Source organism: Chryseobacterium sp. GTID13, assembly GCF_056172655.1.
Genome location: NZ_JAOCMB010000005.1, coordinates 1,780,107 through 1,795,257 on the forward strand (window position 1 = coordinate 1,780,107; position 15,151 = coordinate 1,795,257).

Annotated in this window: 13 protein-coding genes and 3 pseudogenes; 6 read left to right on the forward strand and 10 right to left on the reverse strand. The window is 37.7% G+C overall.

Going from position 1 to position 15,151, the window contains the following annotated elements; translation table 11 throughout:
- Positions 1–45 precede the first annotated feature (45 nt).
- On the reverse strand, positions 46–1,575 hold the full coding sequence (locus N4G44_RS14855) for an aldehyde dehydrogenase family protein (protein WP_474928007.1): 1,530 nt from the start codon (positions 1,573–1,575) through the stop codon (positions 46–48).
- A gap of 178 nt (positions 1,576–1,753) precedes the next feature.
- On the opposite strand from N4G44_RS14855, the gene N4G44_RS14860 reads away from it, so the two are divergent.
- Genes N4G44_RS14860 through N4G44_RS14870 form a run of 3 tightly spaced genes read left to right on the forward strand, consistent with a single transcriptional unit; the run spans position 1,754 to position 3,639 of the window.
- A complete protein-coding gene (locus N4G44_RS14860; RefSeq protein WP_474928008.1) occupies positions 1,754–2,446 on the forward strand; it encodes an AraC family transcriptional regulator in 693 nt (230 codons plus the stop codon).
- Positions 2,447–2,465: 19 nt separating this feature from the next.
- On the forward strand, positions 2,466–2,678 hold the full coding sequence (locus N4G44_RS14865) for a helix-turn-helix transcriptional regulator (protein ID WP_474928010.1): 213 nt from the start codon (positions 2,466–2,468) through the stop codon (positions 2,676–2,678).
- A gap of 13 nt (positions 2,679–2,691) precedes the next feature.
- Entirely contained in the window at positions 2,692–3,639 is a 948-nt protein-coding gene (locus N4G44_RS14870; protein WP_474928012.1) for an alpha/beta hydrolase, read from the forward strand.
- Between the two features lie 222 nt (positions 3,640–3,861).
- Here N4G44_RS14870 and N4G44_RS14875 read toward each other — a convergent pair whose 3' ends face one another.
- Positions 3,862–4,896, reverse strand: coding sequence for a hypothetical protein (locus N4G44_RS14875; RefSeq protein WP_474928014.1), 1,035 nt, complete (start codon positions 4,894–4,896; stop codon positions 3,862–3,864).
- A 120-nt stretch (positions 4,897–5,016) separates the two neighbouring features.
- Positions 5,017–6,344: pseudogene (locus N4G44_RS14880) on the reverse strand (hydroxymethylglutaryl-CoA synthase family protein).
- Between the two features lie 398 nt (positions 6,345–6,742).
- Between N4G44_RS14880 and N4G44_RS14885 the strand changes: the two are divergent.
- The 3 genes from N4G44_RS14885 (at position 6,743) to N4G44_RS14895 (ending at position 8,478) form a co-directional block, all read left to right on the forward strand.
- Positions 6,743–7,534, forward strand: coding sequence for a helix-turn-helix domain-containing protein (locus N4G44_RS14885; protein WP_474928016.1), 792 nt, complete (start codon positions 6,743–6,745; stop codon positions 7,532–7,534).
- A gap of 152 nt (positions 7,535–7,686) precedes the next feature.
- Positions 7,687–8,106 carry a DoxX family membrane protein gene (locus N4G44_RS14890; protein WP_474928017.1) on the forward strand — a complete coding sequence of 140 codons (420 nt, stop codon included), beginning with the start codon at positions 7,687–7,689 and terminating at the stop codon, positions 8,104–8,106.
- Between the two features lie 18 nt (positions 8,107–8,124).
- Positions 8,125–8,478, forward strand: a complete 354-nt coding sequence (locus N4G44_RS14895; protein WP_474928019.1) for a cupin domain-containing protein — start codon at positions 8,125–8,127, stop codon at positions 8,476–8,478.
- Between the two features lie 62 nt (positions 8,479–8,540).
- On the opposite strand, the gene N4G44_RS14900 is transcribed toward N4G44_RS14895, so the two are convergent.
- From N4G44_RS14900 to N4G44_RS14930, 7 genes and pseudogenes are all read right to left on the reverse strand, one after another.
- Positions 8,541–11,051: a M1 family metallopeptidase gene (locus tag N4G44_RS14900; protein ID WP_474928021.1), complete on the reverse strand. Its 2,511-nt coding sequence runs from the start codon at positions 11,049–11,051 to the stop codon at positions 8,541–8,543.
- Between the two features lie 11 nt (positions 11,052–11,062).
- Positions 11,063–11,293: a hypothetical protein gene (locus N4G44_RS14905; protein ID WP_474928022.1), complete on the reverse strand. Its 231-nt coding sequence runs from the start codon at positions 11,291–11,293 to the stop codon at positions 11,063–11,065.
- Position 11,294: 1 nt separating this feature from the next.
- Entirely contained in the window at positions 11,295–11,792 is a 498-nt protein-coding gene (locus tag N4G44_RS14910; protein ID WP_474928023.1) for a hypothetical protein, read from the reverse strand.
- Between the two features lie 79 nt (positions 11,793–11,871).
- Positions 11,872–12,611 (reverse strand): annotated as a pseudogene (locus tag N4G44_RS14915) (serine hydrolase domain-containing protein).
- 83 nt (positions 12,612–12,694) lie between these two features.
- Positions 12,695–13,489, reverse strand: a complete 795-nt coding sequence (locus tag N4G44_RS14920; protein ID WP_474928025.1) for a thymidylate synthase — start codon at positions 13,487–13,489, stop codon at positions 12,695–12,697.
- Positions 13,490–13,610: 121 nt separating this feature from the next.
- Positions 13,611–14,359 (reverse strand): annotated as a pseudogene (locus N4G44_RS14925) (SDR family NAD(P)-dependent oxidoreductase).
- A gap of 259 nt (positions 14,360–14,618) precedes the next feature.
- On the reverse strand, positions 14,619–15,053 hold the full coding sequence (locus N4G44_RS14930) for a hypothetical protein (RefSeq protein ID WP_474928028.1): 435 nt from the start codon (positions 15,051–15,053) through the stop codon (positions 14,619–14,621).
- Positions 15,054–15,151 lie beyond the last annotated feature (98 nt).

Genomic DNA, 15,151 nt, shown 5'->3' on the forward strand with positions numbered 1-15,151 from the left:
CCCCGGCTCTGCCGGGGCAAACGGGCACGCCCTAATATTTAAAAATTAAAAGAAACCTAATTTGTTTTTATTGTAGGAGATCAGCATATTTTTGGTCTGACGGTAATGATCCAGCATCATTTTATGATTCTCTCTACCGATTCCGGACTGCTTATACCCTCCGAAAGGCGCTCCTGCAGGATATGAGTGGTATTGGTTTACCCACACTCTTCCAGCCTGAATCTGGCGTGGAATGTTGTACAATTGATGAGCATCTCTGGTCCATACTCCTGCTCCAAGTCCATAGATCGTATCGTTGGCAATTTTTACCGCTTCTTCTTCATCTTTGAAAGTGGTAAAGGCCAGTACAGGCCCGAAGATTTCTTCCTGGAAGATTCTCATCCTGTTGTTTCCTTTGAAAATGGTAGGCTGAATGTAAAATCCGTCTTCTAAGTTTTCACCAACATTGTTTACGTCTCCCCCTACAAGAACCTCTGCACCCTCTTCTTTTCCAAGCTGGATATAAGAGAGAATTTTGTCTTTCTGGATCTGTGAGGCCTGGGCACCCATCATGACCGTCTTGTCAAGCGGGTTTCCTACTTTGATGGCTTTCACTCTTTCAATCACTTTAGCAATGAATGCGTCCGCAATATCTTCCTGAACCAACAGTCTGGAAGGACATGTACAGATCTCTCCCTGGTTGAGGGCAAAAAGAACAGCTCCTTCAATGGCTTTATCCAGAAATTCATCGTCTGCATCCATTACCGAACTGAAGAAAACGTTTGGAGATTTTCCGCCCAGTTCAAGGGTGACAGGAATAATATTTTCCGTTGCATATTGCATTACCAGTCGTCCTGTAGCGGTAGATCCTGTGAATGCAGCCTTTGATACTTTCGGATTGGTCACCAAAGCTCTTCCCAATTCGGCTCCGAAGCCATTCACGATATTAATAACACCGGCAGGTAGAAGATCACCGATGATTTCCATTAAAACCATGATGGAAACCGGTGTACTTTCTGCAGGTTTCAATACCACACAGTTTCCTGCAGCCAAGGCCGGAGCCAGCTTCCATACCGCCATTAATATCGGGAAGTTCCAGGGGATAATCTGTGCGATCACACCTAGCGGTTCATGAACGATCAGGGAAACTGTGTCTTTATCTAATTCGTTGTGAGAACCTTCTTCTGCACGGATTACAGAGGCAAAATACCTGAAATGGTCTATGGCAAGAGGTAAATCTGCCGCTAATGTTTCTCTTACCGCCTTTCCGTTGTCTATGGTTTCAACTATAGCAAGATATTCAAGGTTCTGCTCTATCCTGTCTGCAATTTTATTAAGTATAATGCTCCTTTCTGTAGATGAAGTATTTTTCCAGGTTTGGAATGCTTTATCTGCTGCATTGACAGCCAGTTCAAGATCTTCTTTAGAGGAATGGGCTACCTGGGTGAAATTTTTACCGTTCACCGGGGAAACCACATTAAAGTACTGTCCGTTTACAGGAGGGGTAAATTTACCACCAATATAATTGTCGTATTTGTTTTTGAATTCAGGCCACTGGAAAGCGGTCTCTGATTTCGGTTCTGTCATAGTGCTCATATTAGTATTATTTTATTTTTCGTAATGCCAAATTACATTTACCCAAGAAAAAGTGATAGCACAATCGTATAAAAAAATATTAAAATAGTGCAGACGTTCAATTTTATAATTTTATTAACAGCACTGAAGAGTTAAAATTTATATATTTGAGTGATTGGGTTGTATAAAATGTTTAGAAATGAATAACAATAATAAATTTTTATTAAACACTCCTGAATTAAAGAAGGAGAGCCAGTTATTGAACCTTGTTGAAAACCAAACAAAATTCAATCTAAACAACTGTGAATTTAGTATTTACGAGACCCATAAGGCCGCTTTCGGGGTTAAACTTCATTTTGAAAATATTGCTTTTACCGCTATGCTGAGAGGCAAGAAACATATGAAGCTGGATAATAAAACTAATTATTTCGATTATTTCCCGGGAGAAAGTGTTCTTGTCGCCCCCGGTGAAACGATGGTGATCGATTTCCCTGAAGCAGATATAGCTCCGACCCAATGCATTTCTTTAAGCCTTAATCCTGAATTTATAGAGAATTCTCTTAACTATTTAAATTACAGCCTTCCCAAAGCAGATGAAACATCCCAATGGAATATCCAGCTGGATGAATTTTTTCTATTTAACAATCAATCTCTTGCTTCTGCTACCAATAATATCATGAGAATTGCTATGGATGACAATTCCCAAAAGGACATCATGGCAGATTTCGCATTGAAGGAACTGCTAATCAGACTAATGCAAACCCAGGCCAGAAGTATGGTGGAAAAGAATATTGCCAAAAATAAATCAAGGATAGGTTTCGCCGTAGATTATATTAAAAAAACCTTCATCAAAAGCTGTCTATTGATAGTATCGCTAAACTGGCTTATGTAAGCAAGTCGAACTTTTTAAAATGTTTAAAGATGAACTGGGAACTTCCCCCAATGATTTTATCCTGCAGGAAAGAATCAATAGAGCTAAAGAGTTATTGGCCGGACAGATCAGCATAAAGGAAACTGCTTACCAGACAGGATTTTCAGATACAAATTATTTTACAAGAGTATTTAAGCAGCTTGTAGGGGTTACTCCGAAAAGCTACCAGAATGGGATTATCTATCCTGATTAGACATTCTTCTATTATGAAATTCCTGTTCTCTTTTGTATGGTTTATTTCCGTTGTTATATGCCAATCTCAATCCAATAAAAAATATAAGATTTCTCCTGCGCTGGAGCAAATTCCATTATGGCCTCAAAGCATGCCGGATGTTTCACGGCACAGAGAATCTGAAAAAATCAGTGATAAAGGATCTGTCACCAATGTTTCAAATCCCAGGTTAATTGTCCACAGACCTAAGAATCCTAATGGTACTGCTATTTTAGTGATCAGCGGAGGTGGGTATGCCCACATTGAATTGGGAAAAGAAAGCACTCCGGCTGCCAATTGGCTTCAATCTGAAGGGATAACCGCATTTGAACTTATTTACAGATTGCCACAGGAAAACTGGAAAACCACAAATGTCCCTTTTGAAGACGCCCAGCGTGCCGTAAGGATAATCCGCAGCCTTGCAAGAAACTATAATATTAATCCTAATACAATAGGAATTCTGGGGTTTTCGGCAGGTGGACATCTTGCAGGCTATACCTCGGCAAGACCTGATCAAAAACTTTACAAACCTGTTGATAGTATAGATAGTTTATCAGCCAGACCCAATTTTGCAGGATTAATTTATCCTGTAATCTCAATGCTTCCACCTAATAATAAAACCCATTCTTATAAAAGCATTCTTGGAGGAAATATTTCAACAGAACAAGAGATTGCCTATTCAGTGGAAAAACAGGTTAATGACAATATGCCGTCAACTTTCATCACTCAGGCAGCTGATGATCAGATTTCTCCTGTTGATAACAGTTTTTTGATGTATTCAGCCTTAAATAAAGTACATGTACCAGCAGAAATGCATATTTTTCAGACTGGCGGGCATGGCTGGGGATTGGGCAAAAAAGGAAGCCCTGTCAGCAGCTGGCCGGATCTTTTAAAAACTGGGCACAGCATAACGGCTTTTGGAAATAATAAAGCATTCCGGTGACAGAATGCTTTGCTATATTTATTGGTCTGATAATTTAGTCGTTATGATGATAATACCTTGCTCCTTTCAAAACAGGATTTTCAGATACAAATTATTTTACAAGAGTATTTAAGCAGCTTGTAGGAGCTACCCGAAAAGTTATCAAAACGGAAAGATATTTTTTGAATAACTAAAAAAGAGCAGATTATTCTGCTCTTATACTATAATTTAAATTTAAAAGAATTATTTCCTTTCTTCAAGAATCTGTTCTAATTTCTTTTCTAATTTATCAATTTTTTCAGATTGAGACTTTAAAGTTTTATTTTCTTCCTGGAGGCTTTTAATCTGCTTATTCTGCTCTATAGAATAAAGGGTAAGTTCTTCGATTTTTTGTAAAAGTTTAATTTGAAATTCTCCGATATTCACTCCATCTTTGTCCATCACTTTTGCTGAAGCAATCTCCGGCAAATGCTTCTTTTCCTTTATAAATTTTTCAACATCTTCCAATTTTGGAAGATCATATTCATTTTCAAATACAAAGTCTGCGGTTGGCGTCTGGGTTACTTTCACTTCTTTTGCTTCAAATTTACCGTGTATTAGAGCATTTCCATTTTCTCCATTTATAATAAGCCCTTTCCCCCAATCCCAATCAGTATTCGCAGCATTTTTTGGGGAAAGATGTATTGACTTCCTACCATCATCAGGAGTATGGAAAATCCAGGAATTTGACCCGCCACTTATAATATCCTGAAATTGAGCATTCCCAACAACATCCAATTTATATGCAGGAGCATCAGTACCAATTCCAACATCTCCATTAGATGTAAATCTTACTTTTTCTCCGCCATTAAACCTGATTCCAAGTCCTACAATATTATATCCACCTCCTCTAATAATGCCTATATCTGCATGATTATCATACCATGTAAACATCAGAGAAGAAACCAATGTATTAATAGGATTTAATGTTGTAGAAGGCTGAAAGAATCTAATGGCCTTATCTTCGTTTCCAAAATTAACATCAAATTTAGCTAAAGGAGTTGATGTCCCAACTCCAACGTTCCCGTTTTCTAGCAATTGAAAACCTACTCCTGTAGAAGTCCGAAGTCTTACCCCGCCATACCAATTAATATCCAATCCAGAAGAACCGGTCACAGGATAACTTCCTAAATAAAAATTTACCGGATCTCCATAACCATATAATTTGCTGAATGGGATATCTTGAGAAAATAATAGTCCACCAATAGCCAGACCAAGAACTGATAATGTTTTTTTCATAAAATATGTGCTTAGAAATTATTTTATTTTTTATCAAATTAATTCAATAAAAAGTGAGCAAATTTAACTATTTTTTTAAGAATGCCAACATAATTTTTTTATCACACATAAACAAAAATTTTAGTCGTTATGATGATAATACCTCGCTCCTTTCAAAACAGGGTTTTCATATTCTACTGATTGTAATCCGAAACCTTTGTAGTTTTTATTAACAGAACTTTCAAGCTGTTTTCTGTGTAATTTTTCATAGGTTTCAAAATCAATGGCTGTTCGGTTTTTCAGGTTTTCAAACAAATTCCATTTAGATGCTGCAGTTTTCCAGTTTTCGGAGATTTTCCCGGCAAAAACTTTGGATTTCGAACCGCTACCATATCCTAAAAAGCCGATTTCAGTACCAGCCAACTCTTCTCCTTCATCGAATGAAACCTGTATTGCCGAAAGAAGTGCCATAAAAATAGAAGCTGTATACATATTCCCTATTTCCGAAGATGCACGCTGTGACCGTTCAATCTTTTCATTAATAAAATTCAGATAATCTTCAGATTTTGCCACTGCTTTCTGCTCTTCCGGAGTTCCGTAAGAAAGTCCGTTTTCAATGCTGTAAATTTCTGTAAACACCCTTTTACCGTGGAATGCATACGGCAAATGGAAAATAAGGTACCTCCAGGCCTCGTAAGGCTTATTTTTGCCTGTAATTTCCTTATAATACTGGTAAGCTTCCCTGATCCTGTCCTGGTAACACTGATTGGAATACTGTCCGTCAAAAACAGGTTCGTCAGTAAAAATTTCAATTTTATCCGGGAAAGTTTCCGGTGCTGAGTTTAAGTCTTTCTTGTTATAGTTTCTTCTGGGTTTAAAGAAGTCAAAAACGCTTTCAGTAGCCACCCCCAGTTGTTGTCAATTTCCAGAAGGTCGGGTTTTGATGAAACCAGTAAAGCAACGGCACCGCCTCCCTGTGTATATTCTCCGGAAGAAGCCAGTTCGTATTTAGCATAATCGCTGGCGATAACTACTGCTTTTTTGTCCGGGTTTACCCTTACGAAGTCTAAAGAGTTGTGTAAGGCATCCACTGCCCCGACACAAGCGAAGGTCATATCTACTACATCACAGTTCCTGAAGCATCTTTCGCCAAATTCCTTTTCAAGTACTTGTTCCACCATCTGCATGGCATAGGAAGCCGTGGGCTTTGCCGCATCCAGAGCACTTTCCGTTCCCAGGTAAATTCTGGCTATATCTTTGGGATTGAGATCATGATCTTTTATCAGCTTCAATAAAGCTTCCGCTGCAAATGTAGCCGCATCTTCATGCACATCGGGAAACCCCATTTTATGCAACCCTAATCCTTTTTCCAGTTTTGCGGGTTCAATTCCTCTTTTCTCCGCCAGATCTTTGATTTCTAAATACAAAGACGGCACATAATAGCCCGCTGCCTCAATTCCAAAAGTCATTTATTCTAAATTTTTATACGAATTTATAAAATGATGTTCGAATAATCCCTCAATTCCCGGGCATAATTTCTCTTTTAAATACAAAAATCATAAAAAAGAGGTATCCCAAAAGTTAAACTATTTGACTTTTGGGACAACCTCATCCCTTTTACTCTATTTTATTTCTTTAAAAATACCTTCTCAATGGTTTGTGATTCCTCTTTTACTCAGTTTTGAGGATTTCCCAAGCTTGGCAATGAAAGCAGTTATCTCTTCCGGTGTTGAATTTAGGGGTTTTTCTTTGACAATATAACTTTGTTGATCATCAATTTAGGTAAACATTTTGTAATTTAGTCCATGATAAATTTGTTTTCCAACACGTTATAAAACCGGATCATCCATTCTCTAATAGGTTTAAAATGATTGAAATAAAAAAATATTCTCATCAGACAGGGCATCCTGAGCCAAGACGGGTCATCAGATACACCTTATTCTGGTGCGAAATTGGAAGTGCTGAAATTCTGGTTGACGAAAATATCTTTATTCTGAAAACCGGACAAACTATCACGATTACTTCCGGGCAGTTTCATCAATTAAAATCTGTGGATGGAGAACTTACTGCGCTGGAATTTACGCTTGATTTCTTCTGTAAAAGTGACAGTGATATTGAACTTATTTTTCACAACGGACTTTTTTGTCATTTCGGAATGAATGAAATGATCACCGTACAGCATCCTGCCTTTTTCACTGAAACATTGAACACCATTGAAAAAGAAATTCTCGAGCAGCCTTATCAATATCTGATCTCTACGCATTCTCTGGTGGAATTACTGTTGGTAGAAATCAACCGCAGTAAAATTGCCAACGGCGATGAAATCTGGAAACCGGATGCTTTATTCCTAAAGTTCCTGGAAAGTGTCAGAAACAATTTTGAAAATAATTATCAGGTCTCTCATTTTGCGGATATTCTTGAAACCACTGAAGCCAAACTGAATGAGGTTTCAAAGCTTCATACCAGCAAAACTGCTCAGAATGTCATCTACAGCCTTATTATTTCCGAGGCAAAGAGACTTTTGCTCTATGAAAAATTATCGGTGAAGGAAATCGCTTATCTGCTTGGCTTCAATGATCCTTTCTATTTTTCGAATTTCTTTAAAAAACATACTTCCCGTTCTCCAAAAGATTATCAAAAGGCGGTAAAGGAGATTTAGTTTTTTCACTTGAATAAAAGAAGCTCATAACTTTCAGGCCTATTCTTCTTTTCAGCATTTAAATATTACATGCTTTTTCCGGAATTGTCTATTCTTTAGGCAACGGTTTTCGCTGAACTTTGTACCTGTAATTAAGCTCTAAAAATTATAGTATGAAAACTCAACAGGACACCGCTGTTTTTTTATTAAGGATAGCTCTGGCAGCAGGATTTTTATCTGCTGTAGCCAGCAGGTTGAGCCTTTGGGGAGCTCAATCTTCAGGCTGGAAAAATTTTGTTCTTTACACTTCTGAAACCAATTCATTTTTACCCCAGTCATGGGCCTCTATTATAGCAGTATTGTCGACCGCTGCTGAATTATTAATTGGCATTTTGCTTCTTGTAGGTTATCAGGTAAAAGCAACAGCAAAGTGCGCGTCTATTCTCACTTTATTATTTGCAGTTGCGATGAGTATTTCTTTCGGCATCAAAGAGCCTTTGGATTATTCTGTCTTTGCATTCAGTGCCGGGACGTTTCTCCTGAGTACTTTCTCCCGCTATGAATGGAGCCTGGACCAATTTCTACATCAATAACAATTAAATTTATATATCATGAACACCAACATCCACGATTACATCGTAAAAACAGAACAGAAAGAATGGCAGCCTTTAATTGAAAAAGGAATTCATTATGAAGGTATTTTTGTGAAATCTTTAAAATTTGATCCGGAGAAAAATCGTTCTACCAGCATTCTTTTAAAATTTGATTCGGGGGCCAGTTACCCTTATCACAATCATCCCGCCGGAGAGGAGCTATTGATCATGGAAGGTGAGGCAACTATTGCAGGAGCCCAACTTGAAAAGGGAGATTATTTGTATACTCCACCTGGTTTTAAGCACTCTGTAAAATCTGAAAAGGGCTGTACGATTCTTTTTATTGTGCCGGAAGAAGTGGAGATTCTTTAAGCTTTTGAACGTAAAAAGGCTGCCTCAAAAGGCAACCTTTTTATATTTAATTTGGATTCTGTTTATTTAAAGTCTTCAATAGCTTTGTTGATCGCATCAATCTGTTTGTTAATGCTTGCAGCGTTCTGAGGATTCTGTTTCAACAGGTCCATTTTTTTACTCAAACCGTCTTTGAGCATTTGAGAGATCATCATTTTTACCTGAGGATTATCTCCCATCTGGCTTTTTGCATGGCTGATGATCTTTGTAATGTTTTCAGTAGCTTTCAGATTATCCGAGCTCATAATCCAATTGTATCCTTCTTCTGCGGATTTTCCTAATTCGGGATTCTGGAACTTGATAAACGGATAGAATGCCACTAATGAAGTAATATTAGCCATTTGCGAGGTCACTTTATTCTTTACAATAACCGGAAGCAGCTGCCCTAATAATTCGTCTGAAGCACCTTCCAGATCAATTTTATCGGCCAGTGCATTGGCTTTTGACGGATCCAGGGCTAAAACAGCATTCAGAGAGTTTCCTTTTACAGCATTGGAAACAGCATTTACACCTTTTTCAAAAAGCGGCAGATATTTTTTGTCTTTGGTTTTAGCCAATGCTGCAATAGCAGAAGCCTGAACCAGTGTTTTAGGGTCGTTGGAGGCTAATTTTTCAACATCTGCACCCAAAGCTTTCATCTGTTCAGGATTGGAAAGATCCATCAGTTTAAGGGCTTTCATTCTTGTTCTGAAATACGGATCTTTTAATGCTGCAGCCAGTAATTTTGTGGCAGCAGGATTTTTTCCTACCTGATCTTTTATACCGGATAAGGCATTGTATCTGCTCTTAAATTCTTTGGAGTTGGTAAACTGCATCAGGTTCTGCTCCGGAGTTTTGGTATCCGTGATATCTGCCAGTAAAACTCCGTCTGCATTGATATTTACTAAATCTGCATTTTTAGAAACATCAAAATTAAAGGTATTTTTTGCTGTTGCGTTTACCCAAACATTATATCTTTTTGGCTTTCCGTTGTCATAAACATCAATTGCCAAAGGAAACTGGAAAGGCTGATCCTGAGTCTGCTCGATAACAACAGCAATTTGTTTTTTAACAGGTTCGAAAGTGTAAGAATATTTAATTTTCGGGTTTCCGTTACCAAAATACCATTGATTAAAGAACCAGTTCAGGTCTTTTCCGGAAACTTTTTCTAAGGATAATCTTAACTGATGAGCTTCTCCGTTCTGATATTCATATGTTTTCAAATAATCATTCAAGCCTGCGAAGAAGGCATCGTCACCCAGATAATTTCTTAACATGTGAAGAATTCCGCCTCCTTTCTGATAGGTAACCAGATCAAAAACGTCTTCACGGGAGTCATAATTAAATCTTACCAGGTTTTTATCAAAATTTCCAGGTGTTGTTACGTACATATTCACATCTTTCATCTGATGATAATCCGCCTGATCTTTTCCGTATTTATATTCGTTCCAGAGGTATTCTGAATAATTGGCAAAAGATTCATTTACAGTAAGATTACTCCAGCTTTCTGCGGTTACCAGATCTCCGAACCACTGGTGGAATAACTCGTGGGCAATGGTATCTTCCCAGGTATTTTCATCGATCAGTTGTCCCGGTTTCTGAAGGATATCACTTCCGTGGAGCGTGGCTGTGGTATTTTCCATGGCGCCACTTACATAATCTCTTCCGGAGATCTGCGCATATTTCGCCCAGGGATAATCATACCCTAATTTTTTAGAGAAAAAGTCGATCATTTCCGGCGTGTTTCCGTAGATCTGTTTCGCGTATGGTTCGTATTCTTTTTCAATATAATAATCTACGGCAATATTTTTCCATTTGTCCTTCACAATAGCATATTCGCCTACCCCCATGAAGAAAAGATAGGTTGAATGTCTCTTATCCATCACCCAGTGATCTGTTCTTAAGCCGTTTGCTTCTTTCTGGGAATCTTTTAACAAGCCGTTGGAAAGGGTCACATATTTGTCAGGAACGGTCATATAGATCTCCTGGGTAGTCTTCTGGTTGGGTTTATCAATGGTTGGGAACCATGCAGAAGAAGATTCCGTTTCACCCTGTGTCCAGATCTGAGTCGGCATATCAGGATCTTTTCCCTGCGCATTAATGAAATATAATCCTTTGGCATCATTAATGGCTGCACTTCCCTCCTGCTTTACTTCATTCGGGCGTGCTGTATACTTGATATAGACGGTATAGTCCTGATTTTTCTGATAGGTCTTATCTAAGGTGATTTTTAAAACATCATCCTTATAGTCGTATTTTAAAGGAGATTTTTTCCCATTGATATCCAATGCCACTTCATGAATCAACATTCCTTTGGCATCAAGCGTCAATTCATTGGTAGGATAGAAAAAAGGTGAGGCAGTAAGCCATTCTTCACCGTTCATCTGCTCTTTCTGATAATCGAAATTTACTTTAAGCTTGGTATGTTTAAGTTCAGTTACTTTGGTATGGGTAGCTCTGTATACTTTTTCTCTTCCTGAAGTTTCAGTCTGTGCCGATACATTTGCGGAAAAGAAAATTCCGAGTATAGCAATAGACAAAATCGCCTTTTTCATTAATTACTTTATTATTTTTTAGAGTTATTTTTTGTGATTATATCAAAAATATCATTAACCAGGGTTTCGTAGTCTCCTTTTTTGAGCTGTTCTTTGGTTTTGGCAAAAGCTTTTTTCAGTTCGCTTTCGGGATTTTCATCGTCTATGATTTCTACGGAAACCACTCCTTTCATTTGAAGAATTGCGTTCTTTAAAACTTCAGGATCAGTGGTTTCTTCGGTATTGATTTTTAAATATTTCATTTTATTCTTTTGTAAAGGTATTTTTTGTTCCTCCCTGAACGATGATGAATTGTTTTTTCGTAGGATAAAAATCGATAACAATTCCGGCCATGTCAAACTTAAAGCTCGTCTCAGAAGTTGCTTCTAAAGGAAATTCACCTTGCCCCGTAGCCTGAGCCATTAATTTTTTATCCTTGATAAAGATATTAATTTTTAAAGGGAATCCCGGACTTGCATAATTTCCTACAAATTTCTGCAAATCAGCTTCCGGAATTTCAAGGGTTTTAAAACTTGGCATTTTAAAATCTTTTCCCATCGCTGCTTCTACCATTTTGATAGAAATTTCGTTGGTATCCATATCGGACTGATTTGTTGTGAAGCTCACCGCAGTTTTCAAATCAGGAAAATAATACAATGCCGATCTGAAATTGTCGATTCCGCCCGTATGACCAAATCCTGAATATTTATCGAAAGGAACTTTCACCAAACCATATCCGTAATTATCAATAAAATTTTTCATTTTATCAACATTTTCTTTTTGATTAATTTTCCGTTTTCAAGTCCAAGAATGAATTCCAGCAAATCTCTTGGCGTTGAGATTATATTCCCGCCCCGATCGGAATACTCATATCTGTTTCATTGGAAACTTCGTATTTTCCGTTGGTAAACTGGTAAGATTTTGCCTGATCTTTTGAAGTATCAATTTTTCCTCCAACTTCCGTTAAGGTTAATTTTAGCGGTTTTGTAATTTTAGCTTTAATTAATTCAGCGTAAGATTTTTTGTATACTTTTTCAAGAATAAAACCCAGCAAAATATAATTTGAATTACTGTATTCATACTTTGACCCCGGTTCAAAATCACTTTTATATTTTTTAATGATATTAACCAGGCTGCTCTCTGTCTGAGGTTTTGTATTGTATTGCCAGTATTCGGCTTCATTGGTCAGGTTGTGAATCCCTGTTCTGTGCTGTAATAAATTTTCAATTGTAATTTTGTCCGCATTGGGAATGTCAGGATAAAATTCAGAAAGTTTCTGATTTAAGGAAATCTTTTTTCCTCAACAGCTTTCATTACCAAAACGGCAGTAAAGGTCTTACTGATCGAGCCAATTCTATATTGTGTATTTACATTGGCTTTCTGCTGTTTTTCAACATCCGCAAATCCAACTACTTTCACAAAAGTCGGGCGTTCATTTTCTGCAAAAGCAAAACTACCCATTACCTTATGATGAACAAACAGAGAATCGAAATAATTCCCCAGTTTTTCCTTTACGTTTTGTTGAGAAAAAGCGGTACCCGAAATACCGATCGCTGAAATAAAAAGTAACTTTTTTAGCATCCCTTTAAGATTTAACTGATAAGTAATAAGAAATAAGGTTTTGTTACATATCAACAGTCATTCTTGGCAGGATATTCAATTGTTTAAATAGCTACAGGAGCTTTAATTCCCGGATGCGGATCATAATTTTCCAGGGTAAAATCTTCAAAACTGAAGCTGAAAATATCTTTAACTTCCGGATTTAACTTCATGGTAGGAAGTGGTCTCGGCTCTCTGGAAAGCTGCTTTTTCACCTGTTCGAAATGATTATTGTAAATGTGAACATCACCGAAACTGTGAATATAATCTCCTACTTCAAGGTCACATACCTGAGCAACCATCATCAGTAATAATGCATAGCTTGCAATATTGAACGGTACTCCCAGAAATACATCTGCACTTCTCTGGTACAGCTGCAGGGAAAGTTTTCCATCTGCTACATAAAACTGGAAAAGGGCGTGGCATGGCGCAAGGGCCATATTTGGAATTTCTGCAGCGTTCCATGCGGAAACGATCAGCCTTCTTGAATCCGGACTTTTTTTGATCTGGTCTATCACCTCAGTGATCTGATCTACCACTTTTCCGTCAGCTCCCTGCCAGCTTCTCCACTGGGCGCCGTAAACAGGCCCCAGATCTCCGTTTTCATCAGCCCATTCGTCCCAGATGCTTACTCCGTTGTCGTTGAGATATTTGATGTTGGTATCGCCATTCAGAAACCACAGCAATTCGTAGATAATGGATTTCAGGTGTACTTTTTTGGTGGTCACCATCGGAAATCCTTTTGACAGATCGTATCTTAACTGGTACCCGAAAACACTTCTGGTCCCGGTTCCTGTTCTATCCGTTTTATCTGTTCCATTGTCTAAAATATGCTGTAAAAGCTCGAGGTAGTTCTGCATTTCTGAAAGCGGTTTTTATGGTTCAAATTTAGAAAAATCTAACCGATTTCCACTTATCACAGATCATAAAAAAGCATTCATTTTCATGAATGCTTTGTATAGGGCTGATGTTATTTTTCTATTAAACAGCAGTATATCCACCGTCTATGAGATAATATCCTCCTGTTATAAATGAAGATTTATCCGAACTCAGGAACAGAACTAATTCTGCAACTTCCTGAGCTGTACCAAGACGTCCTATGGGATGTTTTCCTACCAATAATTCTTTTTGTCTTCATCCAATTCTTGCAAAAGAGGGGTATCAATATATCCAGGACCTACTGCATTGCAACGGATTCCTTTTTGTCCATACTCTGCTCCTATATTTCTGGTAAGCCCTACCACCGCATGTTTTGCCGTTGTATACGCCGAAGAAAGTGGTGCTGCTACGCTCCCATGGATAGAAGCCATATTGACAATCACTCCACCTCCGTTCTTTTCCATTTCCAGGATTTCATATTTGCAGCCATAAAATACACCATCAAGATTAATACCTAAGACTTTTCTCCAGCTATCCAGGCTGTAATCTCCTGTTAAGGCTGCTTCGCCACCAATTCCTGCATTATTGCATGCAATATCAAGTTTTCCATAAATCTCGGCAGTTTTTCTGATAAGGTTTTCTACTTCTTCTGCGCTGGAGGTATCAGCTTTTATAAATGAAGCTTCCCCACCTTCCGACTTTATCTTTTCTACAGCGTCTTTACCATGCTCTTCATTGATATCCGATACGATAACTTTTGCACCTTCTTTAGCATACAGCTGAGCCACTGCTAAACCGATTCCTGAACCTGCGCCTGTTACCAGTGCAACTTTGTTTTCTAAAATTCCCATATTGATAAAATTTAATATGTTTTTTGTTTAAATAACTATCTTCAATTTACCACAAAAATCAATGGTATTCGAAATTTTAACAATAAAGTTTTCTTAATTTTACACCAATAATGCCAAATTATTTAAAAATTAATTCAATACGTTAAAATAATTTACAATTCAATAACAATAGAACATTGCATCTTATCGGATTTTATCAAATGCTTAATATGAAAAGGGAAAACAATTCCGCTTGCAGATCAGGCGAAATAGTACTATTCTATCGACCGGATAGTTTGAGAAACTGCATTAACTGAAAACGTCTCACCAGCTTTTTTCCTGACATTGCCTTAATAAGCGGGGATTCTGCAGAGACTGTCATGATTTTCTGATTTTCTGAGATAATCTCTCCTACAGATACGGCAACATAAAAGAGTCCTTTATCTGTTTTTACCAAAGCTCCGTTCTGAACTTTGTCACAGGCTTCAGCTGTTATTTTCTGAAGAACGGATTGCTGATTCAGAGATTCATTAAGCTGCCGCTGAAGGTTGTTGATTTCCTGCTGAAGCATTTCGCGTCCGGTTTCATATTTGTCGCCCATGGAACTTTTGGTATCATTATTAGAAGCCCTGGTTTCTGCAATCAGGTTTTCAAAAGACTGAATCTTGTCATTGATCTTTGTTTTTATGATGTTTAATAGTTCCTGTTTGTTCATATCGTGAAATTTTGGTGAAATGGTTCCTGCAAATTAAATAAATTCTGGCTAAAGCCGAATACAAATGTATATAAAAAAGCGGGCTAAAGCCCGCTCCT